Annotated in this window: 26 protein-coding genes and 1 other RNA gene; 15 read left to right on the forward strand and 12 right to left on the reverse strand. The window is 52.8% G+C overall.

What is annotated here, in order from left to right; genetic code table 11:
• Positions 1 to 220 precede the first annotated feature (220 nt).
• The gene (locus LBW89_RS01000) at positions 221 to 679 is read left to right on the forward strand and encodes a MerR family transcriptional regulator (protein ID WP_225038254.1); all 459 of its coding nucleotides are present in this window, start codon (positions 221 to 223) and stop codon (positions 677 to 679) included.
• A gap of 55 nt (positions 680 to 734) precedes the next feature.
• Complete coding sequence (locus LBW89_RS01005) at positions 735 to 1,415, forward strand: zinc metallopeptidase (protein ID WP_148450425.1); 681 nt, start codon at positions 735 to 737, stop codon at positions 1,413 to 1,415.
• A 102-nt stretch (positions 1,416 to 1,517) separates the two neighbouring features.
• Here LBW89_RS01005 and LBW89_RS01010 read toward each other — a convergent pair whose 3' ends face one another.
• Positions 1,518 to 2,429, reverse strand: coding sequence for a LysR family transcriptional regulator (locus LBW89_RS01010; protein WP_148450427.1), 912 nt, complete (start codon positions 2,427 to 2,429; stop codon positions 1,518 to 1,520).
• 142 nt (positions 2,430 to 2,571) lie between these two features.
• Positions 2,572 to 3,186: a rhomboid family intramembrane serine protease gene (locus LBW89_RS01015; RefSeq protein ID WP_148450428.1), complete on the reverse strand. Its 615-nt coding sequence runs from the start codon at positions 3,184 to 3,186 to the stop codon at positions 2,572 to 2,574.
• A 109-nt stretch (positions 3,187 to 3,295) separates the two neighbouring features.
• Between LBW89_RS01015 and tpx the strand changes: the two genes are divergently transcribed.
• Positions 3,296 to 3,817: a thiol peroxidase gene (tpx, locus tag LBW89_RS01020; protein WP_148450429.1), complete on the forward strand. Its 522-nt coding sequence runs from the start codon at positions 3,296 to 3,298 to the stop codon at positions 3,815 to 3,817.
• A gap of 91 nt (positions 3,818 to 3,908) precedes the next feature.
• Here the strand turns inward: tpx and LBW89_RS01025 are convergent, their stop codons facing one another.
• The 3 genes from LBW89_RS01025 to LBW89_RS01035 all read right to left on the reverse strand — a co-directional run bounded on the left by LBW89_RS01025 (position 3,909) and on the right by LBW89_RS01035 (position 5,552).
• The gene (locus LBW89_RS01025) at positions 3,909 to 4,301 is read right to left on the reverse strand and encodes a DUF1499 domain-containing protein (RefSeq protein ID WP_148450430.1); all 393 of its coding nucleotides are present in this window, start codon (positions 4,299 to 4,301) and stop codon (positions 3,909 to 3,911) included.
• Between the two features lie 183 nt (positions 4,302 to 4,484).
• A non-coding RNA gene (ssrS, locus tag LBW89_RS01030) (6S RNA) lies at positions 4,485 to 4,675 on the reverse strand.
• An 85-nt stretch (positions 4,676 to 4,760) separates the two neighbouring features.
• Complete coding sequence (locus LBW89_RS01035; RefSeq protein WP_148450431.1) at positions 4,761 to 5,552, reverse strand: YesL family protein; 792 nt, start codon at positions 5,550 to 5,552, stop codon at positions 4,761 to 4,763.
• Between the two features lie 178 nt (positions 5,553 to 5,730).
• On the opposite strand from LBW89_RS01035, the gene LBW89_RS01040 reads away from it, so the two are divergent.
• On the forward strand, positions 5,731 to 5,835 hold the full coding sequence (locus LBW89_RS01040) for a sporulation protein YjcZ (protein WP_148450432.1): 105 nt from the start codon (positions 5,731 to 5,733) through the stop codon (positions 5,833 to 5,835).
• 97 nt (positions 5,836 to 5,932) lie between these two features.
• Here LBW89_RS01040 and LBW89_RS01045 read toward each other — a convergent pair whose 3' ends face one another.
• On the reverse strand, positions 5,933 to 7,513 hold the full coding sequence (locus tag LBW89_RS01045; protein ID WP_211373255.1) for a DEAD/DEAH box helicase: 1,581 nt from the start codon (positions 7,511 to 7,513) through the stop codon (positions 5,933 to 5,935).
• Between the two features lie 262 nt (positions 7,514 to 7,775).
• On the opposite strand from LBW89_RS01045, the gene LBW89_RS01050 reads away from it, so the two are divergent.
• The 4 genes from LBW89_RS01050 to LBW89_RS01065 all read left to right on the forward strand — a co-directional run bounded on the left by LBW89_RS01050 (position 7,776) and on the right by LBW89_RS01065 (position 11,870).
• The gene (locus LBW89_RS01050) at positions 7,776 to 8,597 is read left to right on the forward strand and encodes a YitT family protein (RefSeq protein WP_148450434.1); all 822 of its coding nucleotides are present in this window, start codon (positions 7,776 to 7,778) and stop codon (positions 8,595 to 8,597) included.
• A 170-nt stretch (positions 8,598 to 8,767) separates the two neighbouring features.
• Entirely contained in the window at positions 8,768 to 8,968 is a 201-nt protein-coding gene (locus LBW89_RS01055; RefSeq protein ID WP_211373256.1) for a hypothetical protein, read from the forward strand.
• A gap of 237 nt (positions 8,969 to 9,205) precedes the next feature.
• Positions 9,206 to 10,387, forward strand: a complete 1,182-nt coding sequence (locus LBW89_RS01060; RefSeq protein ID WP_225038255.1) for a putative glycoside hydrolase — start codon at positions 9,206 to 9,208, stop codon at positions 10,385 to 10,387.
• Between the two features lie 124 nt (positions 10,388 to 10,511).
• A complete protein-coding gene (locus LBW89_RS01065) occupies positions 10,512 to 11,870 on the forward strand; it encodes an MATE family efflux transporter (protein ID WP_148450436.1) in 1,359 nt (452 codons plus the stop codon).
• Positions 11,871 to 12,260: 390 nt separating this feature from the next.
• Here LBW89_RS01065 and pfkA read toward each other — a convergent pair whose 3' ends face one another.
• The 3 genes from pfkA to LBW89_RS01080 all read right to left on the reverse strand — a co-directional run bounded on the left by pfkA (position 12,261) and on the right by LBW89_RS01080 (position 14,753).
• Positions 12,261 to 13,232, reverse strand: a complete 972-nt coding sequence (gene pfkA / locus LBW89_RS01070) for a 6-phosphofructokinase (protein WP_148450437.1) — start codon at positions 13,230 to 13,232, stop codon at positions 12,261 to 12,263.
• Positions 13,233 to 13,253: 21 nt separating this feature from the next.
• Positions 13,254 to 14,336 carry a tetraprenyl-beta-curcumene synthase family protein gene (locus tag LBW89_RS01075; RefSeq protein ID WP_148450438.1) on the reverse strand — a complete coding sequence of 361 codons (1,083 nt, stop codon included), beginning with the start codon at positions 14,334 to 14,336 and terminating at the stop codon, positions 13,254 to 13,256.
• Between the two features lie 90 nt (positions 14,337 to 14,426).
• Positions 14,427 to 14,753: a hypothetical protein gene (locus LBW89_RS01080; protein WP_213505181.1), complete on the reverse strand. Its 327-nt coding sequence runs from the start codon at positions 14,751 to 14,753 to the stop codon at positions 14,427 to 14,429.
• 174 nt (positions 14,754 to 14,927) lie between these two features.
• Between LBW89_RS01080 and LBW89_RS01085 the strand changes: the two genes are divergently transcribed.
• Positions 14,928 to 16,151: an MFS transporter gene (locus LBW89_RS01085; RefSeq protein ID WP_148450440.1), complete on the forward strand. Its 1,224-nt coding sequence runs from the start codon at positions 14,928 to 14,930 to the stop codon at positions 16,149 to 16,151.
• A 610-nt stretch (positions 16,152 to 16,761) separates the two neighbouring features.
• On the opposite strand, the gene LBW89_RS01090 is transcribed toward LBW89_RS01085, so the two are convergent.
• The 3 genes from LBW89_RS01090 to LBW89_RS01100 form a co-directional block, all read right to left on the reverse strand.
• Positions 16,762 to 17,658 carry a hypothetical protein gene (locus LBW89_RS01090; protein ID WP_148450441.1) on the reverse strand — a complete coding sequence of 299 codons (897 nt, stop codon included), beginning with the start codon at positions 17,656 to 17,658 and terminating at the stop codon, positions 16,762 to 16,764.
• Positions 17,659 to 17,702: 44 nt separating this feature from the next.
• Positions 17,703 to 18,707 carry a helix-turn-helix transcriptional regulator gene (locus LBW89_RS01095; protein WP_148450442.1) on the reverse strand — a complete coding sequence of 335 codons (1,005 nt, stop codon included), beginning with the start codon at positions 18,705 to 18,707 and terminating at the stop codon, positions 17,703 to 17,705.
• A 192-nt stretch (positions 18,708 to 18,899) separates the two neighbouring features.
• On the reverse strand, positions 18,900 to 19,097 hold the full coding sequence (locus LBW89_RS01100) for a cold shock domain-containing protein (RefSeq protein ID WP_009222768.1): 198 nt from the start codon (positions 19,095 to 19,097) through the stop codon (positions 18,900 to 18,902).
• 223 nt (positions 19,098 to 19,320) lie between these two features.
• On the opposite strand from LBW89_RS01100, the gene LBW89_RS01105 reads away from it, so the two are divergent.
• The 6 genes from LBW89_RS01105 to LBW89_RS01130 all read left to right on the forward strand — a co-directional run bounded on the left by LBW89_RS01105 (position 19,321) and on the right by LBW89_RS01130 (position 23,999).
• Positions 19,321 to 19,554, forward strand: a complete 234-nt coding sequence (locus LBW89_RS01105; RefSeq protein ID WP_148450443.1) for a hypothetical protein — start codon at positions 19,321 to 19,323, stop codon at positions 19,552 to 19,554.
• A gap of 42 nt (positions 19,555 to 19,596) precedes the next feature.
• Positions 19,597 to 19,776, forward strand: a complete 180-nt coding sequence (locus tag LBW89_RS01110) for a hypothetical protein (RefSeq protein ID WP_148450444.1) — start codon at positions 19,597 to 19,599, stop codon at positions 19,774 to 19,776.
• Positions 19,777 to 19,981: 205 nt separating this feature from the next.
• Positions 19,982 to 21,772: an oligoendopeptidase F gene (gene pepF / locus LBW89_RS01115; RefSeq protein WP_148451177.1), complete on the forward strand. Its 1,791-nt coding sequence runs from the start codon at positions 19,982 to 19,984 to the stop codon at positions 21,770 to 21,772.
• A gap of 79 nt (positions 21,773 to 21,851) precedes the next feature.
• Positions 21,852 to 22,187: a lipopolysaccharide assembly LapA domain-containing protein gene (locus LBW89_RS01120; protein WP_148450445.1), complete on the forward strand. Its 336-nt coding sequence runs from the start codon at positions 21,852 to 21,854 to the stop codon at positions 22,185 to 22,187.
• Positions 22,188 to 22,204: 17 nt separating this feature from the next.
• Positions 22,205 to 23,242 carry a M42 family metallopeptidase gene (locus LBW89_RS01125; protein WP_148450446.1) on the forward strand — a complete coding sequence of 346 codons (1,038 nt, stop codon included), beginning with the start codon at positions 22,205 to 22,207 and terminating at the stop codon, positions 23,240 to 23,242.
• Positions 23,229 to 23,999 (forward strand): hypothetical protein, encoded by a 771-nt coding sequence (locus LBW89_RS01130; protein WP_148451178.1) that lies wholly within the window; start codon positions 23,229 to 23,231, stop codon positions 23,997 to 23,999. Before LBW89_RS01125 ends, LBW89_RS01130 begins: the two co-directional genes overlap by 14 nt.
• Positions 24,000 to 24,286 lie beyond the last annotated feature (287 nt).

Raw genomic sequence — 24,286 nt, forward strand, 5'->3', positions numbered from 1 at the left:
AGACGAAAAATATATACATGACAATACCTTTTTTGAAAAAAACAGCAAAAGTGCAAATAACCTAACATAAAGTGTAAAACAATCGACTATATTGTAATTAAGTAACTGAAAAATATAAAGTATAACGTTTGACTGTATACTTCATTGTGGAGTATCATATTTTAGTAAGAAAGATATGGCAGGTTCCTTTCGCCGTATCTGCTCCTTTATGGATATATTGATGAAGAGAGGTGATCCTATTGGAGTCGTAAAGCTTTACCGGATCGGGGAATTGGCGAAAGCCGCGGGGATCAGCGAACGCACCATCGACTACTACACCAAACTCGGCTTGATTGCTCCCGAAAAACGGACGCAAAAGAACTACAGATTATACAGCTCTGAAACCTTGTCACGCTTGGAACGTATTATTCAGATGAAGCAGGAAAAGTACTCCCTGGAGGAAATCCGTGAGAAGCTCCAGCAATGGAGTAGAGTTTCGAGCGAAGAACTGGTTACCGAAAGGCTAAGTTCGCTTGAGATGCACATGCAGCAGTTGGAGCGGGAGGTTAAAGAGCTTGAACCGCTGATTTCCAGTCTGAAACCGGGCCAAGCGAAGAAGGCTTTCTCCCATCTGATGCCGCAAAGCCTGGCATGCATCGAGGCGCTGCGTATTATTCTTAACAACGGGCCCTTCAGTTAGAGCACTTTTTCCTTAGACATCCCTAGCTTCTATGACTTTTTTGGAGGAATGACAAATGTACTCTGACGTAATGCTTATACCCATTTTATTGGCGTTCGGCTTGACCTTATGGGCACAGTTCCGGGTATCCGGTACCTTTAAAAGATGGGCAAAAGTACCGAATATGTACGGATTGACAGGTCATGACGCCGCCCGTCGCATGCTGGATGCCAACGGATTGTACGATGTTCCGATCGAACCTGTTCGGGGCTCGCTGACCGACCATTACGATCCGATTCACCGGGTCGTTCGGTTGTCGGAACCGGTTTATTACGAGAACTCCATCTCGGCCGTGGCCGTGGCCTGCCACGAGGTGGGGCACGCCATACAGCACAAGGAATCCTACCCCATGCTCGTCCTGCGGCACAGAATGTTTCCCGTCGTCAATTTCGCTTCGGGCATAGCGCCGTTTTTGCTGCTCGCCGGCTTTTTGTTCGGCATGTTCAATTTGATCGGGCTAGGGATTATCTTCTTCTCCGCAGCGGTTCTGTTTCAGTTGGTTACGCTGCCGGTAGAATTTAACGCCAGTAACCGGGCACGCAAAATCATGCTGCAGCAAGGCTTTATTTCGCCTAACGAAGAACAAGGCGTAGCCAAGGTCCTAAATTCGGCCGCCTTGACTTATGTTGCCGCCGCCCTGCTGTCCTTGCTCGAGCTGCTCCGGTACATCCTGCTGTTTGTCGGCAACCGGGAATAATGAATCTTTACGAGAAAAAAAGCGCAGGAGTCCTGGTTTCCCAGGCTCCTGCGCTTTTTTAATTTCCTTCGATCTTGTCCCCAATCAAAAAAAACCGCCTCGTCATTGACTCGGCGGCGTATCAACCTGCAGGCCGAAATACTCCAGCAGAAAAACCCGAAAAGATTGTGCCACGAGTGGCAGTTTCTCATCCGCACGATGGATCAGTCCGATCGTTCGGGTCACCTTGGGCTCCGAAATCCGCACACGGCTGGGCTGGAGCATAAAGCTCTGAAACAGCGCCATCTCCGGCAGCAGACTTACCCCCATTCCCGCGGCGACCAGTCCGCGGATCGTATCCGTTTCTTCGCCTTCAAAAGCGATTTTCGGCGTAAACCCAGCTTCCTGGCACGCTTGCCAAACGATAGGCCGTAAGGAATAGCCTTTGCTGAAAAGAATGAATTTGTCGTCTTTCAGTTGACTCAGCTTGATGCTTTGCTCTCCGGCGAGCGGATGGCTCGGCGGCATGATCGCCACCAAATCCTCGGTCAGCACGACGTTGCCGACAACTTGATCGTGATTCTCAGGAAAAGGCGAAATGAACGCCAAATCAACTTCTCCGGATACGACGTCCCGGATCAACGTTGGATAAGTCCCCTGTCTAAACCGGAACTTGACGTTCGGGTAGAGCTTGCGAAACTCGGCGACGACGCTGGGAATAATATGAATGCCCAGACTGTTCGGAAAGCCGAGCCGAATCTCCCCCTGTTCGGGGTCCAGAAACTCATGAACTTCATTCACCGCACGGTCCAGATCTTTCAAAATGCTCTCCACCCGGCTGCAAAAGAGCTGGCCGACCGCCGTAAGCTGCAGATTTCTGCCCTTTTGCATAAATAGGTTTACGCCGAGTTCCTGTTCCAACTGGTGGATTTGCCGGCTCACCGCAGACTGGGCGACGTGCAGTTCCTCCGCCGCCTGGGTGACATGCTCTTTTCTCGCCACTTTTAGAAAGTATTGCAGTTGTCTTAATTCCACGAATCTATCGCTCCATTTCGCATCTGTTCATAAAATCCGCATAAGGGCTGATCAGCATAAAAGGGCTTACAATCCATGCATCGACGAATTTCTAGAGAAAGTGGTGATTTACCTCTAATGTACCATGGACGATCCTGCGGGTTCAACGTCGTTTTAACACCCGAATAATAAGACCGTAGAGGAAGAACCCGCCAATCAAGCCGCCAAAGTGCGCCATCCAGTTGACCTGAGGAACCATTAGGGAGAAGACCACCCCGATGATCAGAAGGCTGTACAACGTTTGCCGCGAGCTTGTATCCATCAGATGTCTCTGCAACAGGGCAATATACAAAAACGCGCCGTACACCCCGTAAATCGCCCCGGAGGCACCCACGGACAAATGATTCTCCATCGATTGTCGGTAAATCTCCAAGCTGATCAGATTCCCCACAAGGCCACTGGCCAAATAAAGCAGGGCGTATCTCCAATGTCCAAGCAGGCGCTCCAGCGGCGGGGCAAACACCAATATGGCAAAACAGTTGGAGATCAGGTGCGTCAGATCGTGATGAAGAAACATGGATGAGAAAAGCCGCCACCACTCGCTGGCGAAGGGCTCCACATTCGTGAGAGCGCCGTATTTCAGCTGAGTCAAAGCGTCGCCCGATCCACCATTGAATGTAAGGACGAGAAACATAATCACATTTGCCGCTAGGATCAAGCTGGTTACCGGATAATAGCGGAGATAGCTTTTCCAGTTTTCATAACGAATAAATATCATCGGAACCTTCCTTTGCACAATCATGAATTCCTAAATATTGGACAATCCCAAATTAAAACGACTATAATGAAGACTGAACCCATTATCTCATGTTTAGGAGGAGAAAGAAATGACACAAGAACGCACAAGCGTGGCAACATTTAAAGGCAATCCCCTCACCTTGGTGGGCCCGGAACTTAAAGTCGGCGACACCGCTCCGGACTTCCGGCTGAATAAAAACCTGCTTGAAGAAGCCACTCTTCAGGACTTTGCCGGCAAGATTAAACTCATCAGTGTCGTCCCCTCCCTGGATACAGGCGTTTGCGACGCGCAAACCCGCCGTTTCAACGAGGAAGCCGCCGGCCTTGGCGATGACGTCGTTATTCTGACCGTCAGCTGCGATCTTCCATTCGCTCAAGCACGCTGGTGCGGAGCTGCCGGTGTGGATCGCGTCGTTACTTTGTCCGACTACAAAGACAATTCGTTCGGCAAAGCCTACGGGGTTCTGATTAAGGAATTCGCCCTGGATCAGCGCGCCGTCTTCGTGGTGGACAAGGAGAATAAAATCCGCTATGTCGAAGTGCTGAAAGAAATGTCCGAGCATCCTGACTACGAAAAGCCGGTGGCCGCGGTCAAAGAATTGCTGGGCTAATGGATGTAAACAATTAGTCGATTCATATCGGTTTGCATAAAGAAGCGAGCAAAGAGGGAAGCCCTCCCTGCTCGCTTCTTTTCCTTCCGGGCTAGGACGTCACTTTGTAGGACGACAGTTTCTTATCCAGCATCGAGTATAAATGCAGAATGTTCCGGTAATTCGCCCCTAGATCGCCGAACGATCCGCGGGTGGCCGAATAAATGTCTACCGCCGTACGCATCGGACCGGTGGATACGATCGAGACCGTAATATCCATAACTCTTCCCAGGCTCGTGCGTTTCTCCAGTGTGATTTCTCCGACCGAAGGCACCTCGTGCAGCACTTTGTAACCGGGGATTTTCTTCAACGTGGAGGAAACCTCCTCCCACATTCTATCCCTGGATAATTGATAATATCTTGTTTTCAATTCAGGCATTTTCGCACGGTCGCTCGTTCCCTCTTGGCTGCGGAAAATACCGACTAACGTTCTCTTGAATGACAAGCCGCTCTTCCTCCTTTATCCTACTGACACAACAAGAATACGATTTCATCTATGTATATTCTAACATTGTTGACGAACAAACAAAAGAGAGGGCCCTTCCCGATGGCTCACTCCACAAAAAAAAGCGCCTCGAAGCTCCCATCCCAGGAGTTCCAGGCACTTCATTCATCCAGTTCTATAAAAAAGAGACCCGCCTATGCCGTCCGGTTACATTGTCTCGAACCTGCATTCGCAGGTGGGTGACCGCAGCGGCATTTTTGAAGTCCCCTCATCAACATGGATAGGGCCTTTCAGCCATGACGCAATGTAAGTCTCCCGAGACTTTGTCATTGGTTCAAAACAACATAGAACCGAAACGCACATCGCAGGACGTAAACCTATTATAAAACTTCGTTAAGGAAATGTAAACTTAGCGATTAAGGAAAATTCCCCCTCAACCATTTAAGCCATGAATACGGATCAATCCTTCTCCTTCGCTTCGCCTTCCGACAGCTCCGAAACCGAAGCTTCGGCTTCCGTGGCGGCGTCCCTCTCCTCGGCCTCCCGCATTTTCTCCACCTTCTCCTGGATCTTGTTATACGCGATAAAGAAGTTGTAGAAAGCGACCAGTGCGGTCAGGGTAGCAAAGCCAATGAAAACCAGCCACATAAAGCGCAGCGTCAGGAAAGCCAACACCACCACGCAAATCAAAGTGGAAAGTGCGCGGAATGGACGAATGATCGTCAGCAGAATCGCGTTTTTGATCAGCAAGGTCACCTTCAGATGATAATGCGCCACCAGGGAAAAGAAATTGAACAGCGATATCGAAAGCAGCACGAGGAAGATCATCATGATCATGCCGAGCAGTTGCATGTTGTTTAGTTGGGTCATATAAAAATAATAATCGACGTACATGATTACGAATAAAAGCGTATAAAATAAGCCGCCAACCATGCTCTGCTTATAATTCTCTTTGTAGCCGCGGAAATACAATTTGATAATGCTTAAATCGGATTCCCCCATGACCCATTTACGCACGACGGTGAACAGCGCTGCGGTTGCCGGAAAAATTGTAAACGGTGCCAAAATAGCCATAAGATATAAGGTGGCATTCTCCGGCGGAGCTTCCGGATTTTGCATATACAAAAACTTGGTCATCAAAACAAAAAGGAAAGGTGAGGAACAAAGCACCCACAGCAGATTGCTGCCGGAGACCCGCATAATCCATTCCGTAATTTTATAAAAACCGCCCATTAACCCTTTGTATTCCAAGTAAAGTTCTCCCTCCGAAAGTAGTGAATTTGTCTATATACTACTATAGCATGTTTTTACAATGACTATCCAGCGCCTATTTTACTCGCCTTGGGCCGCCGTCTAAACCCGCCGGGGCACCTCGCCATACCATATAAAGAAATTTCAAACATCTAATATTTATTAAGGAGGTTATTTCATGTCCCAAGTAGGCGGAGGATACGGTGGTATCTGGACTTCGACGGGAACGATTCTGGTCCTGTTCATTTTGCTTGTCATCGTGAGCCGTTCGTTTCTGATCTGATCTCACGTGAATATTCACCTTTTCTGGAAAGAAAGCAAAAAAGAGGACGAATATGCATATTCGTCCTCTTTCCCTTTTCGTTCCTTGCGGAAGCGAATTATTGGTCAAACGAGGAGTTATCCTCGCGTTTGTACGGTTTGCGGTCACCGCTAGAGTTGGATGAGCGCGGTTTGCGGTCGGAGGAACGGTAGGAATCCCGGTTGCCGTCCTTGCTGTAACCGCCCTTGTTGCCATAGCCGCCGCGGCCGCCGCCGTCGCGGTTATCCCGGCGGTAACCGCCGCCACCACCGCCCCGGTTGCCGTACCCCGAAGGCTTGCGCCCGCTGGAACGGATGTCCGGATTCCGGCGTTTTACGCGGATCGGTTCCTCCGGCGTAAGCTCAATATTCGCTCTGTCGTTCTTGTCCCCGGTAATCAATTTGAAGGCGGCCGCCAACAGATTCACCGAGTCGTATTGTTCAAGCAGTTGGATAGCGATGCCTTTGTACTCGTTCAGTTCGCCCGCTTCAACCAGCTCGAGAATGCGCTCCGCCGTAATCCGCTGTTTGCCCTCAATCGCCTCCGCGATGCTTGGCAGCGGTTTGCGGGCGATTTTGTGGCGGGTAATGCGCTCGATAAAGTGCAGATGATCAATCTCACGCGGAGTGACGAACGACCATGCCGCCCCTTCCTTACCGGCACGGCCCGTACGGCCGATCCGGTGAACATAGCTCTCCGGATCCTGAGGCAGGTCGAAGTTGACGACATGGGTGACGCCGGATACGTCGAGACCGCGCGCCGCCACGTCCGTCGCAACAAGCACGTCGATGCTGCCGTCGCGGAATTTGCGCATCACGTTATCGCGCTGATTTTGCGACAAGTCGCCATGCAGTCCGTCCGCGGAGTAGCCGCGCTTCTGCAAAGCTTCCGAGAGCTCGTCGACCCGGCGTTTCGTACGTCCGAAGACGATCGCCAGTTCGGGAGATTCCATATCGAGCAAGCGGGTCAGGGCGTCGAATTTCTGCCGCTCATGGACTTCGATATAGGCCTGGTCGATCAGCGGAGCGCTGACTTGCTTAGGAATAACGGACACATGCTCCGGATTTTTCAGGAACTGCTGCGCCAGCTTCTGGATATTCGAAGGCATTGTAGCGGAAAATAGCATCGTCTGACGTTCTTCGGGAACCAGCTTCAGAATGGATTGAATATCGTCCATGAAGCCCATGTCCAGCATTTCATCCGCTTCGTCCAGGACGACGGTCTGAACGTCGTCAAGTTTGATCGTCTTCCGGTTGATGTGGTCGAGCAGTCGGCCCGGCGTACCGATAATGATTTGGGGTTTCTTCTTCAATGCGCGAATTTGGCGTACGATGTCTTGGCCGCCGTAAATAGGAAGGGAACGCGTGCCTTTGAAACGGGCCAGCTTGCCGATCTCCTCGGCTACCTGAATAGCGAGCTCACGCGTCGGTGTCATAATGAGAGCCACGATACGCTCTTCTTCCTTTGGGATTTTGTTGATCAGCGGCAGACCGAAAGCCGCAGTCTTCCCCGTACCGGTTTGTGCTTGTCCGATCAGGTCGCGGCCGGTCAAGGCAATCGGAATGGATTTGCTCTGAATCGGGGTGGCTTCCTCAAAACCGAGTTCCGTAATCGCTTGTAACACTTTAGGCTCTAAGCCGAAATCTGCAAATGTGTTCAAATTTTTCATACTCCTTCTATATAGTGGACATTCCACATTCTTGACTGTATTCTTAAGTAGCATTCAAACGTTTATAGACTATCCAATCTCTCCAAAAAATTTACATAGTGGATTGGAACGAAGAAATCAGAGGACGGTATTCACCGTTTAAAATGGAAAAGGATCCCTACTCAAGAACATCTCAAACATTATAGCACAAAACGAAACAAGAATACCAGCAAGCAGGTTGGTATACTTCCAGATTAACGCGAGGTGAAATTTTGTGTTCAAGAAAATCAGGAACTCGGTGGTCATTTTGATCGGGGCCGCGTTTATCGCCTCCGGCTTCAATCTGTTCCTTGTTCCGCATCATTTGCTGAGCGGGGGAGTCTCGGGCCTGGCCATGTTGACCGGATATTTCTCTCCGCTAAGCATCAGTGTCATGTATTTGGCCTATAACATCCCGATCCTGATCGCGGGGTGGTTTTTGCTCGGCAAAAAATTCGTCGGCTTAAGCATGCTCTCCGTCGCGGGGGTGACCTGGTTGATGGAGCTTCTCCCCGAAAAACCGCTAGCTTCCGACGTCTTGCTTTCCGCCGTTTTCGGCGGGGTGCTGGTCGGAATCGGCAGCGGCATCTCCTTCCGCGTCGGCGGCTCCTCGGGGGGATTTGATATCCTGGGCTCCATCGTGACCCGCTTCCGCGACTTCCCGGTGGGCAGCATTCTGGTCGGTTTGAACGCCGCGGTGATTTTGGCGATGGGCTACCTGGAAGGCAACTGGAATTTGGCGTTGGCCTCTATGGTTTCCATTTACCTTGCCGGTAAAGTGCTGGATTTCATTTACATCAACCATACGAAAGTGACGCTGTTTATCATTACGGACAAGACCGAAGAACTGCTCGAACAACTCCTTTGCCGGCCTCGCGGGGTGACCAAAATCAAAACGGAAGGAGCTTTTTCCCATAAGGAAAAAGATATGCTCATGACCGTTACGACCCGGTACGAATTGGCCGAACTCCGGGAAATCATCAAAAGGACCGATCCCGGAGCGTTCGTAAATATCGTCGAAACCGTCGGCGTCATGGGATCTTTCCGCAGAAGGTAAGTTTTCCCCTATGTTCCCGCCGTTCCATTTACACCGTAATGTGTTATAATAGTAACAAGCGGTTCCTTCGTCAACTCCATACGGTGTCCGATTTACCTTATTTCACAGGCTTTAGGCTTTTCCGATTTAGGAATGATTCCGGCAAAGAATGATTCTTGGGGGAAAGGGTGATGGATGTGGAAGCAGAAACGGTAAAACTGGAACAAATCGTCATGAAGTGGTTCCCGGATATGCTGCCTTTTTTAAATCAAAAGGAACTGAACTCCATGATCATCCTGCGCGATGGTCTGACTATCTTGGAACCGGAAGATGCCATGGAAATTATCCAGTTGAGCATTTGCGAGCACCAAAACAGCGCATATCTTCATTGAAATAAAGAGTTTACTCCCAAGGCCGTTTTTTCCGTCATAAGGACGGGAGAAAGCGGTCTTGCTTTTGTTTACGCGCCCTCTTTTATGACGAAATCATAGAATAGAAGTTTAATAGACGGGATTTTGCGTTATAAATCAAGGGAATACGGAGCGCGAAAAATGATGACAAAGCTGTTCTTTCTGTTCGCCCCCCATCGGATATAATCAGAAACGAGTGTATACAAGGGAGAGTAGATTATGAATATCATCTGGACACTTTTGCTTTTGGCCCTGGGGACTCATAGCGGAAGTCCTCCTGCGGAAGAGGCCGGGAAAGGTCAAATACATACCATCCTGCAGTCCTCCTATCAGACTTTCGCCGCAAATCTGACCCAAGGCCGACGGGATAATCCACTGCCCCCGACCGAGGTGGTCGTCCCGGGTCGGGTGGATGCGCCGAAGGTGAAAGGGATTTATGTGACGGCCTATAGCGCCGGAGGAGAGCGGCTGAACAAACTGATCAACCTGCTGGACAGCACGGAGCTGAACGCGATGGTGATCGATATCAAGGACGATGCCGGATATATTACATATAAAACCGACAATCCGACCTTGCAGAAACTGGGCAAACCGCAACCCTTTATCCGGGATATTGACGGGTTGATGGAGCGGCTGAACAAACATGAAATTTATCCGATCGCCCGCGTCGTGGTGTTCAAGGATACGATCCTGGCCAAGAACAAACCGGAGCTATCGTTCCGCAAGAGCGATGGCAGCGTTTGGACCAACGGCAACGGAGACGGATTCGTCAACCCGTATAGCAAGGAAGTTTGGGACTATAATATAGAGGTTGCCAAAGAAGCGGCCAAGCACGGTTTCAAGGAAATTCAATTCGACTATGTCCGTTTTCCGGAGGGTTTTGAGAAGCGAGCCGATACTCTGAAATATACGAAAAACGAACTGAGCCGGATCGATACGGTTGCGGCTTTCGTGAAATACGCCCGCGAACAACTGGAGCCGCTCGGCATCAAAGTTTCTGTCGATATTTTCGGGTATGCCGCCTCCGTCCCTGCCGCCGAGGGGATCGGTCAGGACTTTGTGAAAATTTCCGACCAGGTCGATATCATCTGCCCGATGATTTATCCGAGCCATTATACAACCGGCTGGTTTAACGCCAAGGACCCCGATAAGGCGCCTTACCAAACGATCAAAGGAGCGATTGCGGATACGCAGAAGAAGCTGGCGGCTCTTGGCGAAGAACAGCCCGTTATCCGTCCTTGGATCCAGGATTTCACGGCCAGCTGGCTGGGAAAAGGCCATTACACCAAGTACGGAAAACATGAAGTACAGGAGCAGATCCGCGCGTTGAACGAGATGAACATCGATGAATATCTGCTGTGGAACGCCTCCAACCGCTATACCGAAGGCGTCGAGTTCTAGAATTAAAATTGAACCGGACTGATTCAATTATCCTATTAATTCGTAAATGGAACGAAACATAACCAACCTGCAGGACCCGGGGAAATTGCCTGGGTCCTGATTCAATGAAATGGAGCCGTGCCTTATGAAAGAAACCCGGAATCTAAAACAAAAATACATACAGTTTCTAACCATCCTATTGCCTATTCTGGTGACCCAGGTAACGATGTCGCTCATGACTTTCTTCGACACAACGATGTCGGGCCACGCCAGCCCGGCCGATCTGGCGGGGGCCGCCATCGGCTCAAGCATCTGGATCCCGGTCCAAACCGGGCTCAGCGGCATTCTGATGGGGATTACACCGATCGTCTCCCAGTTGGTCGGGGGCGGGCAGCAGAGCAAAGTCGGATACCATGTGCTGCAGGCTCTGTGGCTGGCGGTCGCGGTCAGTCTGGCCGTGCTGATTGCCGGCGGTTTGCTGGTCTCCCCGATCCTGAACGGGATGCAGCTCGAGCCCAAAGTCCATCATGTCGCCTTCTATTTTCTCGTGGCCCTGTCGACGGGGATCCTGCCTTTATTCGGCTACATCGTCATCCGCTCCTTTATCGACTCCCTGGGCCAAACCCGGGTATCGATGCTGATCACCCTCGTGTCCCTCCCGTTGAACGTCGGCGCGGGATACGTGCTGATTTTCGGCAAGTTCGGTTTTCCCCGCCTTGGAGGTATCGGTTCCGGCATCGCCACCGCCTTTACGTATTGGTGTATTTTCTTGCTAGCCCTGGGGATCGTGCATAAAATGCAGCCGTTCGCGGGTTACGGCGTTTTTCGCAAATTCCATGCCGTTTCGTTGGCGAAATGGAAAGAACTGATGAAGATCGGCGTGCCGATCGGCTTTGCCATCTTCTTTGAAACGGCCGTCTTCGCCGCCGTAACGCTGTTGATGAGCCGGTTCGACACCCTGACGATCGCGGCGCATCAGGCCGCCAACAATTTCGCTTCGACGCTTTATATGATCCCGCTCAGCATCTGCTTGGCCCTGACGATCCTCGTTAGCTTCGAGACCGGTGCCAAGCGGCCCAAAGACGCCAAGCAATACGGCGCGCTGGGCATCTTCACGGCCGCGGGGCTGTCTTTGCTGACCGCCGTCATTCTGATGGTGTTCCGCGAAGGCGTCGCCGGCTTGTACTCCAGCGATCCGGAAGTCATCGCCCTGATTTCGCATTTCTTGGTCTACGCCATTTTCTTTCAAATCTCCGATGCGATCGCCACGCCGGTGCAAGGGGTACTCCGCGGTTACAAGGACGTCAATCCGGGCTTTTGGATTACGCTGCTGGCATTCTGGGTGATCGGCCTGCCTCTCGGCTACGGGCTGGCCAACTTCACGAACCTCGGTCCTTACGGCTACTGGATCGGCCTGATTTCAGGGCTGGGCGTGGCGGCCATCCTGCTCTTGCGGCGGTTGTTCGTCATCCAAAAGCGAATGGAACTTCGATTGAGCGCTTAAACTTTCTTGAAGCCAAGCGGTGTAAAAGGTTCTCTTCACACTCTTGACCTGCTATTAAGAGTTTGGTTCGAATTAGAGGGAATTGTTCCCGTTAATTCGGCGCGTATGCGGCCGCAGAGGCGAATTAGCTGGAAAACCTCCCGCTAATTCGTCTGAAATTGCGTATATCGGCAATAGGGCCGCGAAATAAATGGAGCTTTTCCAGCTAAATCCGATCAAGGGGCCAAGAGCGGTATATTAACGGGAATTTTTCCCGTTAACGGTGTAGACTCCGACGGTGGGATCTTATATCTACCCCCCCCCCCAAAAAAAGACCGGCTTCCCACGTCATTCAACTGACAGGAGGAAACCGGTCTTTTTTATAATCGATCGTTTAAGATGCCGTCAAGCTTACTGGGAAAGCCGCGAAGCCAGTTCATACAGTTCCATGTTGAACTCCTTCTTGGTGGAAACCACCTGCTCGATATCCGTCAGCACCATTTCGCCGCCGATCATGCCGCAAGCCTTGTTCGATTCTCCGGCAATCAGGCTGCGTACGGCAAAATCGCCCAAGCGGCTGGCCAGGTTGCGGTCGAACGGCGTCGGCGATCCGCCGCGCTGGATATGCCCGAGTACCGTCGCCCGAGGTTCTACGGTAGGTTGGCGTTTCTTGATCGCCTGAACGACCTCTTCGCCCGTTCCGACACCTTCGGCCACGATCACGATACTGTGTCTCTTGCCGTTGTCGAAGTTCTGTTTCATGCGGTCCGCCACTTCATTCAGATCGAACGGCACTTCCGGAATCAGGATTGTTTCCGCTCCCGCCGCAAGCCCGGCGTGGAGGGCGATATCTCCGGAATGACGACCCATGACCTCAACGACCGAAGCGCGCTCATGGGAGGACATCGTGTCCCGCAGCTTATTCACCGCATCCACCACAATGCCGACAGCCGTGTCGAAACCGATCGTGTAGTCCGTAAACGAAATATCGTTATCGATCGTCCCCGGCAAGCCCATTGTCTTGATACCCAGCTTGCTCAGCTTCTCGGCGCCTTGGTAGGATCCGTCCCCGCCGATCACGACCAGGCCGTCGATGCCGCGGTCCCGCAAAATTTGCGCGCCCTTCTGCTGACCTTCCGGCGTCTTGAACTCCAGGCAGCGGGCCGATTGCAGAATCGTGCCCCCACGCTGGATAATATCGCCGACACTGCGGATATCCATGGAGAAGATATCATTGTTTAACAGCCCTTGATAACCGCGCTGGATGCCGAACACCTCCAGGCCGTAAAACAGGCCGCTGCGAACTACGGCGCGCACCGCCGCGTTCATGCCTTGGGAATCTCCTCCACTGGTGAGGACTGCGATTTTTTTAACTGCTGACATGAATTTTCCTCCTAATTGTTATTAAAGATGCTGTTTGCGTATCCAAAGGCTGTTGGCAAAGAAAAACAACCGCATCAGCGGGCTCCTTCGCATCAATTGCCTGGACACGTCCCGGATTTCGCGCTGCTCGCTTACCTTCGGATCCGATAAATAAAGCGCCAGCAATCCCTCGATGATCATCCGATGAAAAGAAGAGGCCGGAAGCCGCTTAATGTCCCGACGGGCTCCCTCCACAATAAGCGCGATCCGTTTCAGCATCGTTTCTTTGTTCTCATAATAGCTGCAAAAGTTCAAATCTCCGCCTACCTCATCCTCCGCTTGGTCAATCAAATAATCGAGCATGATATGTAATCCGCAAACATGAGGGAAATAGGAGCGTTGAATGATCTCCGCGCTGTCGTTATCCAGATCGGGGTTGCTGGCTGCCAAAAACAGCATAAACACCCCGAGCGTGGAGCCTGTCGCCGCAGCGAACTCGTTCCAGCGCAAATGAGGAGTCCGATGCTTGTGCTGTTCCCACCAACGGACCAACGCTTGCTCCCGGCGGTTCGGAGCGATATGCTTGTACACCTGAAGATCGGTATACAATTGTACCAGATCCACGATGTAAGGCTTCGCCGCCGGATATCCGGGAAGCTTCAGAATATTCGACCGGCAAGTCTGTACTAGATGCAGAAGATAGCCTCCATCGTCGCTCTCCTCGCGCAGCGCGTAGTAATCCCGTACCTGCGCGCAAGGGTTCACCGCATCAAGCATGCTTTGATGAAGCAGGCGAAAGTCATGTTCGTCCATGGACGTGCTCCGGTCGCACAAATTGTCAAGGTAGTCGCTAATCGTTTGAAACGCCACGATTAAGGGAATCAATACGTCGCGCTGAGCCAAATTCGCCGCGGCATACACCGAACCGCCCTGACAATGGAATTCCTTCGTCGCGATGCTGGCAAGCGCTTGTCTTCTCAGCTCAGGATCGGGAATCGCACCCGCTTCCTGTCTCCAGCCATCCAGTTCGTTCCGCACTCCGGGAAGAATGAACTTATAGACACGGCTCATCAACCGGATCGGTTCTTTCGGAAACTGATTTCGGCTTTGCTCCAGTTCTATCAATGGCCTGCCTCCACTACATCATCAAGTAATGCATGATAAAAATCATTCTATATTATAATATGATCCAACTTTTTGCACAAATAAACAAAATCACAAGTGACTTTTGCCGGAAATCGCGGGCTCCTCCTGCGTCGTCCGGTACCAAATATGCAAATCGTTGATGATGCTGGCCAGTTCCGCAATTTCCCCATTCAGCCTGCAGCTGGCCTGAAAATCACTCTCCTCGTTCATTTGCGCCAGCTTGCGTTCGATTTCGCGTTCCAGTTTTTTCACTTTATCCGGGATCCGCCCGCGGGTGTCCTCCCAAAATTCAATCATGGCCAGCCGCTCCGCGGGTCTGTACTCTTCAAACGGCCGGTCCAGCGAAGGGACATGAATCCCGAGGCGTTCGTCATAGATAAAGCAGGAACCGTGCATCCTTCATCCCTCCGGAGCATACAAATTTCGCCTTCCGCATATGCCTCATATTATACACAGAACCTGCAAGGATACTAGACTCTTTTTTGCGCGTCTGTGCTATACTAGGCCTTAACTAGCCAATATTCTCTGAGCGTGCAGCTCATAAACGACGAAACGGAGCTTTAGCGAACAATGAATTCCTCCCCGACCTCGCGGCCGGAGCTTCCATGGCTTCGGGCTTTTTCATTTACCATATTCGGCACGAGCGTGCTTGTTGCGTCTTATTTCCCTTTGTTCTATGCCAAGCTCGGATTCTCCAATAGTCAAATCGGACTGCTTTACGCCCTGGGCCCGATGATTTCGCTGATAGCGAATCTGTTCTGGAGCGTTGCCAGCGACAAATACCGGACGATCAAAAAAATTATGATCCTCCTGCTCATCGGACAGATTATCATGAGCGCGCTTCTGTCGGTGTCGACTCAATTTTCCGTCATCATAGCGGTCATTACGATGTATTACTTTTTCTATTACCCGGCTTTCCCGCTGTCCGATACGATCGCCATCAACGCGGCCAAACGGCATAACAAACATTTTCTGACCGTACGGATCTTCGGCTCGATCGGATACGCCTTTTTCGCCCTGTTTATCGGCTATGTCCTGTCGATGATCGGATCCTCCCGAACGATGTGGGTGGCCATCGGTATCGCCGCAATCGCGCTGTTCATCACATGTTTCATCAAGGATCAGGACAGTCCGGTCGCAAAAATGGATATGTCGGGCATCTGGGGCATTTTGAAGCAGAAGGAGCTGCTTTGGTTTTTCGGCTGCGTGTTTTCCCTGGCGATCGCCGTACGGATGAACGATGCGTTCCTGACGGTGACATTGAATCAGCTCGGCGCCAGCGAAAAATTGATCGGCTGGTCGCAGCTCGCCTCTTCCTTATCTGAGATTCCGATCTTCATTTTGCTCAGCCTGTACGGTGAAAAAATCAAGGAACTTCCGCTGCTCGTTTTCGCCAGCCTGATCTTTGCCGCCCGTTTCTTTTTGGTCAGCGCGGCGGACTCGGCCGGGGCGATCATCGCCATTCAACTGATGCACAGCCTGTCCTTCGGCGTGTTCTACGTCACCTCGATCCGGATGTTGACCCGGCTGATCCCGGATCATTACCGCGCGACGGGGATGGCGCTGTTTACCATCGCTTGGTCGAGCGCCTCCGGGCTGCTGAGCGGTACGTTCGGCGGCATCCTCTTCGAACGGTTCGGGCGGCACGACTTCTACCTCGTCGCCATGGGCTTCGCCCTCCTGGCCGGCGTCGGCTTCGCCAGCCGATACTTGCACAGGGGCCCGCGGCTGCGTGCAACTGGAGCGGATGTGTCCCCTGCGGCGAACGCAAAAGCCGGAGAGGAGATCCGGTAACGGCTTATAAGAAAGGCCAATAGGCTTACTCTCCGAGTAGGAAAGTAAGCCTATTTAGTGCTCTTTCGTCTATGAATTCGGCACGGCTGCAGGGTTCGCAGGGTTCGCGGCGTTGCGGCGCTAGCGCCCCATTTAGCCCAAAGCGATCAAGGCACCTGGCGCACTTCGTACACTTCGTACACTTCCTACACTTCCAGCACTTCCAGCATTTCCAGCATTTCCACACTTCCAACTTCAAAAAGATGCAAATCTGCAGGTATTTTAGCCGATTCGCGCCGGGATGCGAAAAAAGATGCAAATCTGCAGGTATTTCCGGTGAGATTAGAGAAACGAGCCGGTTTCGTCGAAAATTCCTGCAGAATCGCAGGAATTTTGAATTTTTTTGCTCCAAACGAGAAAAAAGCATGCATATATGCAGGAATTTTATGTTATCCAGGTTGTCCCAGGACAATCCCTGATTTATGGGGCCCGCAACAGGACAAAAGGCCTCTATCGCGCCAGTCAGATCACACCGGTCAGATTACACAGGCCACATCACACCAGACCACATCGCATCAGTCATACCTTCGCTTGTACACTTATTGTCCGGCAGCAAAGCCCGGCGGCTGAGCTAAACCACACCGTACGCTTTAAGCGTCCTCAAGTTTTGCACCGTAATCCAGCCGCGCCACTCCAGCTCTCCGGCCGGACTGACCGCCGGGAAACTGATGTTCCATCCGCCGTCCGCTTGTTGCTCACCGATCAGCCAATCCAGATGAATCGTAAGCTCCTCTGGGGATATCAGGCGGGAAGCGTAGGAACCTGGGGCCGGCGCATAGTCGAGCACCTTATGGACGTAGCCCTGGGCGTGCGGATCTTTTTCGATGCCTTGCGGTCCCGTGAGCCATTCATCCAACCGGGCCCGGTATTTCGCCGCTCGCTCCCGGTCGGTTTCAGGGACATGTTCCAAGAACGACATCCATTGCGCCGCATCGTGAAAATCACCGGGAAGTTGTTCTTCGAGACAGCGCCACACGAACGAGACGTTCTCCTTAAACCAGGCTTCTTCCTTAAAATCCGTCCGTACTTGCTGTTCAAGCAGCATCCCGAGGATGCTGCCGGTCGGATTCAAGGAAGGGACGCCGCCCTGCTCCGTCGTCCACCAAGGGGCGTGCGGATAGGCGTTGACGGCCGTCGTCGCCCTTGGAAATCCTCCGCCTCCCAACGTCAGCTCTTTCAAATACTTCAGCACGCCGTCCATTAGCTCGCTGTCCCAGCCGTCGACTTCCCGGATAACCATCAAGGCGGTTTCGGTCGTCACCGGTTGACTGTCCGGACAGCGCATATCCGGTTCCAGTCCGTTCCCGAACCCACCGTCCCCGTTCCGGTAAGGACGCAAAGCATCGAGCACCCGCTGCTTGGTGCCGTCTTCGAATGCGTAAGCATATCGCATCCGATCCAGCAAGCGCGCATGACCGTAAACAAACTCCCGGCCGCGTTCCAAAATCTCTTTACGTAATCCGTTCATAGTAACCAAGCCTCCATCGTTCAAATTGAGGGCCGCGGGCCTTCTTAAACATACCTGGCCGCAACGGCCTGAGCCCGTTCACGCAGGGCGGTGCGCAACGCCGGAGGCTCCAGGACCTCGACATCCAGCCCCATACCGTAAAAAAACGAAATCGCCCAATCCCATTCCGTGGCCGGACATGCAAATGCCAGCTCCCAGACCTCGTCGCCCGTCTGCTTGACAAGATGCCCGATATCGGGGTCCTGCTCCGCGAGCAGCGCCCCGCGGTAGGTCAGCCGGGCGGCGACGGGAATCGGGGCCGAGTCGGGCGGCAGACCCGCGGCAGCGGAGGCGTACAGCCCGCAGGAATCCGGTCCCCCATCCGCCGAAGCCACTGCGGCGGGGATCTCCGGCGCGCCGGCCGCCCCCTTCATCACCGCGCCCTCCGGTGGCTCCGCCCTGCCGACCGCCTCGAACCGGTCCACGCGAAACGTGCGCTGTTCCCCGTGCAGCGGCGATTCGGCCACGCAGTACCAGAAGCCGTAAGCCGCGTAGACGCGGATCGGGCGAAGGTGGAGTTCCCGCCGGTAGCGCTGGGACCGGTAGACCGCCCGGACCCAGTTCCCTTCGGCCGCGTGGCGGAACAGGGCGTCCAAATGCGGCGTTCTGCTCCGGCGGTCCGGCACCTCCAGCCCGATATGCGCGAGCCACGTGGTGACTTCGCCCAGCGTCCCTTCCGGCAGCGCCGAACGGATTTTGTCGGCCGCAGTCCAGCGCGCCTGCCGGAACGGACCATCGCTGTACTTGGCCATTCCGTCCAGCGCCATCAGCAAGGTCAGCGCCTCGTCCGAGGTTAACTGCAGCGGCGCCAGACGGTAGCCTTCCATCAGCCGATAGCCGCCGCCCGGGCCGGAAACGGCATACAGCGGCACCCCCATTTCCGACAATGCCTGCATGTCCCGCAGTACCGTCCGCTTGGACACTTCCAGCTTATCGGCAAGAGACTGGGCCGTCTCGGCCCGCTGCTGCAGCGCCATCATAATCGCCATCATCCGGTCCATCCGTTTCATAAATCGTGTTCCCCTCCCGGTACGTTACCAGCTTAACAAAAGATCGGTGACAGCAGCCTGTCACCAATTATTGAGACGTTATGTATTTTTTCAGATTATACCAAAAAAAGACACAGCCCATTTAGAGCTGTGCCTTTCATTATCGTGCTTAGAACCAAACTTTATAAGTGATCCGGCAGACCGGAATTGGTCTTATAATTTGATTACGTTAGCAGCTTGAGGACCACGGTTACCGTCGGTGATTTCGAACTCAACCGCTTGGCCTTCTTCTAAAGTTTTGAAACCTTCTCCTTGAATAGCGGAGAAATGAACGAATACGTCCTCGCCGCCTTCAACTTGGATAAAGCCATAGCCTTTTTCTGCGTTAAACCATTTAACTGTACCTTTCAAATGAACAACCTCCTAAAAATAATCGTCATCATTGACGAATACCCATATTATACTCTATGCCCCAGCACATTGCAACGTGACATTTTCGGTGAAGTTCCGCATCGTTTTAATTTCATCCGGAGAACGTAATCATTTGCTTTCCTTTAAGGCGTGAGGTATCATTTTACATAAAAATATTTCCATAACATAAGCAGTCTAACCGCCAAAGAACGGAGTCGTTACGATGATCAAAAAACACGAAATATATAAAAAAGACAAATGGAATATGATGACCGTGGAAGTCCAGGGAAAATACATCATCCTCCGGGAAATCTCGGACCAGTGGGGCGAGGAATCCCATACGTTTCTAAGCCGTCCCGCGCTAATGCAATGGGCGCAGAACCGTTTTCCCAAAGAGGACTACGCGGGGCGGGAAGAAGAATGGCATGACATCATGAACGCCTTTAAACAGGTTTAATGCCGTACGGGTCCCCGAATATGTTGTGAATGGAGTCAATGCATGGACAATTCCAATCTTTTTATTTTTATAGTTTGCGCTTTTGCTTTGGGCGTCGTGCTGATTTTGAGCAGAAACAACGTCCCTCCCCGGCTTCGGCGCGGTTTCGCCTTGACCGCGGTCATTATGGTCGCGGTAGCGTTTATTTTGATGATCTACAGTTTATACACCATGGGTACATAAATATAAATAACGGTGGCCGGCGGAGGGCATAATAGGGAAATGTCTCTAGATTCAGGGAGGTTCCCAATCGATTATGAAAAAGCACCGCCTTCTCTCCCTCCTGCTGGCCGTCAGCCTGACGGCCGCGGTCCTGCCCGGTACCGCAGCCCGACCGCATATGACGGCAAACGCCGCAGCAGCTTACCCAAAACAAAGGAGGATTCCAATGAGCACCTTACCGAAACGTTCCCAAGTGAAAGCGGAGAACACATGGAAACTGGAAGATATGTTTCCCGACCAGAAGGCTTGGGACCAGTCTTACGAAGCGCTGAAAGAGCTTAAGAAAAAAGTTGCCGACTACGAGGGCAAGCTGAACGGCCCGGAGAAGATTAAGGCCGTGTTCGCTCTGGAGGATGAAATTTCCGAAAGTCTGGAACGCCTTTATGTTTACGCTCACCTGAACCACGACCAGGACACCACAAACCCTACATACCAGGCGCTGACGCAGAAAGCCAAAAAATTGAACGTGGAAGTCAGCGAAGCCTTATCCTTTATTACTCCGGAAATTTTGTCGCTGCCGGAGAACGAGTTGGACGCGCTGATCGAAAACCCGGATCTGGCCGACTATAAATTCACCCTGCAGGAAATCAAACGGGAAAAAGCCCATGTCCTCAGTAAGACAGAGGAAGCCCTGCTCGCCCAGGTCGGCAATTTGTCGCAAGCGCCGCAGCATATTTTCGGAATGATCAACAACGCGGACATGAAATTTCCGAAGATTGAAGATGAAAACGGGAAAGAAGTGGAACTGACCCACGGCAGCTATATTCAATTTTTGGAGAATCCTAACCGTGACGTCCGGCGCCGGGCTTTCAAAGCGGTCTACGAAACTTACGGCAAGCAAAAGAACACGATCGCGGCTACATTGAGCGCCAACGTGAACAAGAACATGTTTTACGCCAAGGTGCGGAAATATCCTTCCGTTCTGGAAATGTTCCTTTACGGCGACAATATTCCGAAGGAAGTTTATACCAACTTGATCGATACGATCCATGAAAGCCTTCCGCTGCTTCACCGCTACATGAAGCTGCGCAAGAAGCTGCTGGGGGTCGACGAGCTTCATATGTATGACCTGTTTGCTCCGCTGGTGGAAGAATACAAATGGGATATTTCCTATGAAGAAGCCAAAAAAATGGTGGAGGAAGGGCTGGAGCCGCTCGGCGAGAACTACTTGAACGTGCTGCGCGAGGGCTTTAACCAGCGCTGGATCGACGTCTACGAGAACGAAGGCAAACGGACCGGCGCTTACAGCTGGGGGGCATACGGCACGCATCCGTATGTGTTGCTGAATCATAAAGACAACCTCAACAGCATGTTCACCCTCGCTCACGAGATGGGGCATGCGCTGCATTCGTATTTTTCCGATGAAGCCCTGAAGTACCGGGATGCCCAATACACCATCTTCCTGGCGGAGGTGGCCTCGACCACGAATGAAGCGCTGTTGATGGATTATCTGTTGAAGCGGGCGACCGATCCGAAGCAAAAAATGTACCTGCTCACTTACTATGCGGACCAGTTCCGGACGACCGTGTTCCGTCAAACGATGTTCGCCGAATTCGAGAAGATCGTGCACGAGCGGGCCGAGGCCGGCGAATCCTTGACGCCGCAGGAGCTTTCGTCGATTTATTACGATCTCAACGTGAAATATCACGGGCCGGAGATGAACGTGGATCGGGACATCGAAATGGAATGGGCCCGGATCCCGCATTTTTACACGAGCTTTTACGTGTACAAATACGCGACCGGCTTCTCCGCGGCGACCAGCTTCTCGAAGCAAATTCTCGAGGAGGGACAGCCGGCGGTCGATCGCTATCTCGGCTTCCTGAAGAGCGGCGGCAGCGACTACTCGATCAACATTCTCCGCAAGGCGGGCGTGGATATGTCCTCGCCGGAGCCGATCCGAGAGGCGATGAGCGTATTTGAGGACATTATCGAACAGATGGAGAAATTGACAAAATAAGACGCGCAATTCCCAGTGAATCCCTTGCTCCTTGCGGGCAAGGGATTTTATACTGTCTAGTAGAAGGAGGTGCATCCTCATGAAAATTCAATGGTCTTTGATCTTGGGTATGGTGTTTGCGCTGATTACCGCCGTCTTTGCCGTAATCAATGTCGACCCCGTGCCGGTCAACCTGCTGTTCGGTTCGTTCAGCCTGCCTTTGATTTTGCTGATCCTGGGTTCCACACTGCTCGGCGGCATCATCGTCGGAGCATTCGGAATTTATCGCGGCTACCGTATGCAAAAGGAAATAAAAATCCTGAACGCCAAGCTCGTACATATCCAGGAGGCTACGGGTTATGTTTTTCCTGAGCCCGCGGTCCCTGCCGAAAATCAGGAAGACCCGCCATCCCCGAAAGCGGATGAAGCTCAATAAACCAGGGAGGTTTCCACATGCATATTCAACTGAACGAGTCTTATATTTTGGACCTGCTGAAACGGCTGCTCGATACCCCGAGTCCCAGCGGATTTACTCATGACATTATGAAATTGATCCGCTCGGAGGCGGAAAAACTGGGCATTCCCTTCTCGCAAAACGAAAAAGGCGGAGCTCTGCTGAGCCTAAAGGGCGAAGATTCCTCCCGGACCGTCGCACTAAGCGCCCACGTCGACACGCTGGGGGCCATGGTCCGCGCCGTCAACGCCAACGGAACGCTGGCGATCACTTCCGTCGGCGGTTTTATGATGGCGGGGATCGAGAACGAATACTGCCAAATTCATACCCGCGAGGGAAAAGTCTATACGGGAACGATCCTGACTTCCCACCCGTCCGTGCACGTATACGCCGATGCCCGGGATTTCAAACGGGAAGAGAAGAACATGGAAGTCCGGATCGACGAGCTTGTCGAATCCAAAGAGGATGTTTTGAAGCTGGGGATTTCGGTGGGAGATTTCATCTCCTTCGACGCCCGGTCGGTGATTACCCCAAGCGGATACGTGAAATCGCGCCACCTGGACGATAAAGCGAGCGTCGCCGCTCTGTTCGGACTGCTGGAATCGAGCGTACGGGAGGGCTGGACGCCCCGCCATGACTTGGTGTTCCTCATTTCCAATTATGAGGAAGTCGGGCACGGCGCCTCCTGGATCCCTGGCGGCGTCAACGAGATGATCGCCGTCGACATGGGCGCCATGGGCGACAACCTCAGCTGCAAGGAGACCGATGTCTCCATTTGCGCCAAAGACTCCTCCGGCCCCTACGACTATGACATGACCGGGAAGCTGATCCGGCTGGCCAAGGAGCTGAACATCCCCCATGCGGTCGATATTTATCCTTTTTACGGATCGGATGCCTCCGCCGCCCTGCGCGGGGGTCACAATATCCGGGCCGCGCTGATCGGCCCCGGCGTTCACGCCTCGCACGCAATGGAAAGAACGCATAAGCAGGCGATCATAAATACGGCGAAACTGCTTGCCGCCTATGTGGCCGGCTGACCGGAAGCGGTGGGCCACGGCGTCCGCTTCGGCCGCCCTGCTGTTTCTGGCGGTTCTGCTGATGCAGTATTGGGGCAGCCGGTTCATTCTCCCGCACCCCTACGTTTATCAGGAGTCGCGGGCGGACAACGGCGTCACGCTTCATGCGATGGCGGTGTCGCCGGGGCGTGTCGAACTTCGGGCTGCCGACCGTCCGCTGAGCGGCTACCGTGTGTACGGCATCAATGGCGGCTTCTTTTATCGGGAAGCCGTCTTGTCGATCGCCGTGAACGGCGACAAGCCGGTCAGCGGCGCCGCCGGCGCGTACGGCTCCGGCTGGTTTAACGAGAAGTATCCCCGCGGCACGCTCGTCTGGGACGAGGTCGCCGGCACCTTCTCGGTCCAGGTCGTCTCCTCGGCCGGCGAAATCCGGGTAAAGGACCGGGGCCGGTATTTTGCCCAAGGCGGGGTCAGCATGGGGCTCGGAGACGAATCCGGCTGGGAGGCGACCGTACAGCGGGAACATTTGCCCAACCCGGACGAGAATCGCCTCCGCTCGGGCTTCGTCTTTGACGCGACCGGGACGCTGTGGCTGATCGTCACCCCGGACCGCTGCACCGCCGCGGCTTTCCGGGAAGCGGTGAAGGAGGAAATCGCCCCCGACATCGCAAAAGAAGGCATCTTCCTCGACGGGGATGGATCCGCGCAAATGAATGCGGCGGAAACGAAGCTGCATGGCGATTCCCGGGACTTGCGGCAAATTATTGCGATCAAGTAATCCACGTTGGTTGCCCGTCAGGCTTTGAAGGCGTAAGCCGCTTGACCCGGCGCAATTATTCCGGCACATTATAACCACCCGTTTGACGGGTGGTTTGCTCTAAGGCTATAAGCCTTTATTTACCGACTCGCGTCTAAAGGACGCTGCAGCTTTTACTACGTTCAAGCTACTTTGCCGTTGCCGCTTTTGCCTATCCCTGAAGGGGTGCGATTATTACTAGTCCCCTTCAGACAACCTTGATAACTTAGAATTCCTGCATATGTGCATGTTTTTTCTTGTTTGGGGCC

This window comes from Paenibacillus sp. alder61 (assembly GCF_020179875.1).
Classification (GTDB): Bacteria; Bacillota; Bacilli; order Paenibacillales; family Paenibacillaceae; genus Fontibacillus; species Fontibacillus faecis.

Bases quoted from the DNA above. Each gene is read 5' to 3' on its own strand.
- LBW89_RS01120 (WP_148450445.1), top strand. From the start codon at position 21,852: ATGAAAATTCAATGGTCTTTGATCTTGGGTATGGTGTTTGCGCTGATT.
- LBW89_RS01130 (WP_148451178.1), top strand. From the start codon at position 23,229: ATGTGGCCGGCTGACCGGAAGCGGTGGGCCACGGCGTCCGCTTCGGCC.
- LBW89_RS01005 (WP_148450425.1), top strand. From the start codon at position 735: ATGTACTCTGACGTAATGCTTATACCCATTTTATTGGCGTTCGGCTTG.
- LBW89_RS01080 (WP_213505181.1), bottom strand. From the start codon at position 14,753: ATGCACGGTTCCTGCTTTATCTATGACGAACGCCTCGGGATTCATGTC.
- LBW89_RS01125 (WP_148450446.1), top strand. From the start codon at position 22,205: ATGCATATTCAACTGAACGAGTCTTATATTTTGGACCTGCTGAAACGG.
- LBW89_RS01060 (WP_225038255.1), top strand. From the start codon at position 9,206: ATGAATATCATCTGGACACTTTTGCTTTTGGCCCTGGGGACTCATAGC.
- LBW89_RS01065 (WP_148450436.1), top strand. From the start codon at position 10,512: ATGAAAGAAACCCGGAATCTAAAACAAAAATACATACAGTTTCTAACC.
- pepF (WP_148451177.1), top strand. From the start codon at position 19,982: ATGAGCACCTTACCGAAACGTTCCCAAGTGAAAGCGGAGAACACATGG.
- pfkA (WP_148450437.1), bottom strand. From the start codon at position 13,232: ATGTCAGCAGTTAAAAAAATCGCAGTCCTCACCAGTGGAGGAGATTCC.
- LBW89_RS01105 (WP_148450443.1), top strand. From the start codon at position 19,321: ATGATCAAAAAACACGAAATATATAAAAAAGACAAATGGAATATGATG.
- LBW89_RS01015 (WP_148450428.1), bottom strand. From the start codon at position 3,186: ATGATATTTATTCGTTATGAAAACTGGAAAAGCTATCTCCGCTATTAT.
- LBW89_RS01085 (WP_148450440.1), top strand. From the start codon at position 14,928: ATGAATTCCTCCCCGACCTCGCGGCCGGAGCTTCCATGGCTTCGGGCT.
- LBW89_RS01090 (WP_148450441.1), bottom strand. From the start codon at position 17,658: ATGAACGGATTACGTAAAGAGATTTTGGAACGCGGCCGGGAGTTTGTT.
- LBW89_RS01055 (WP_211373256.1), top strand. From the start codon at position 8,768: ATGGATGTGGAAGCAGAAACGGTAAAACTGGAACAAATCGTCATGAAG.
- tpx (WP_148450429.1), top strand. From the start codon at position 3,296: ATGACACAAGAACGCACAAGCGTGGCAACATTTAAAGGCAATCCCCTC.
- LBW89_RS01110 (WP_148450444.1), top strand. From the start codon at position 19,597: ATGGACAATTCCAATCTTTTTATTTTTATAGTTTGCGCTTTTGCTTTG.
- LBW89_RS01000 (WP_225038254.1), top strand. From the start codon at position 221: ATGAAGAGAGGTGATCCTATTGGAGTCGTAAAGCTTTACCGGATCGGG.
- LBW89_RS01095 (WP_148450442.1), bottom strand. From the start codon at position 18,707: ATGAAACGGATGGACCGGATGATGGCGATTATGATGGCGCTGCAGCAG.
- LBW89_RS01040 (WP_148450432.1), top strand. From the start codon at position 5,731: ATGTCCCAAGTAGGCGGAGGATACGGTGGTATCTGGACTTCGACGGGA.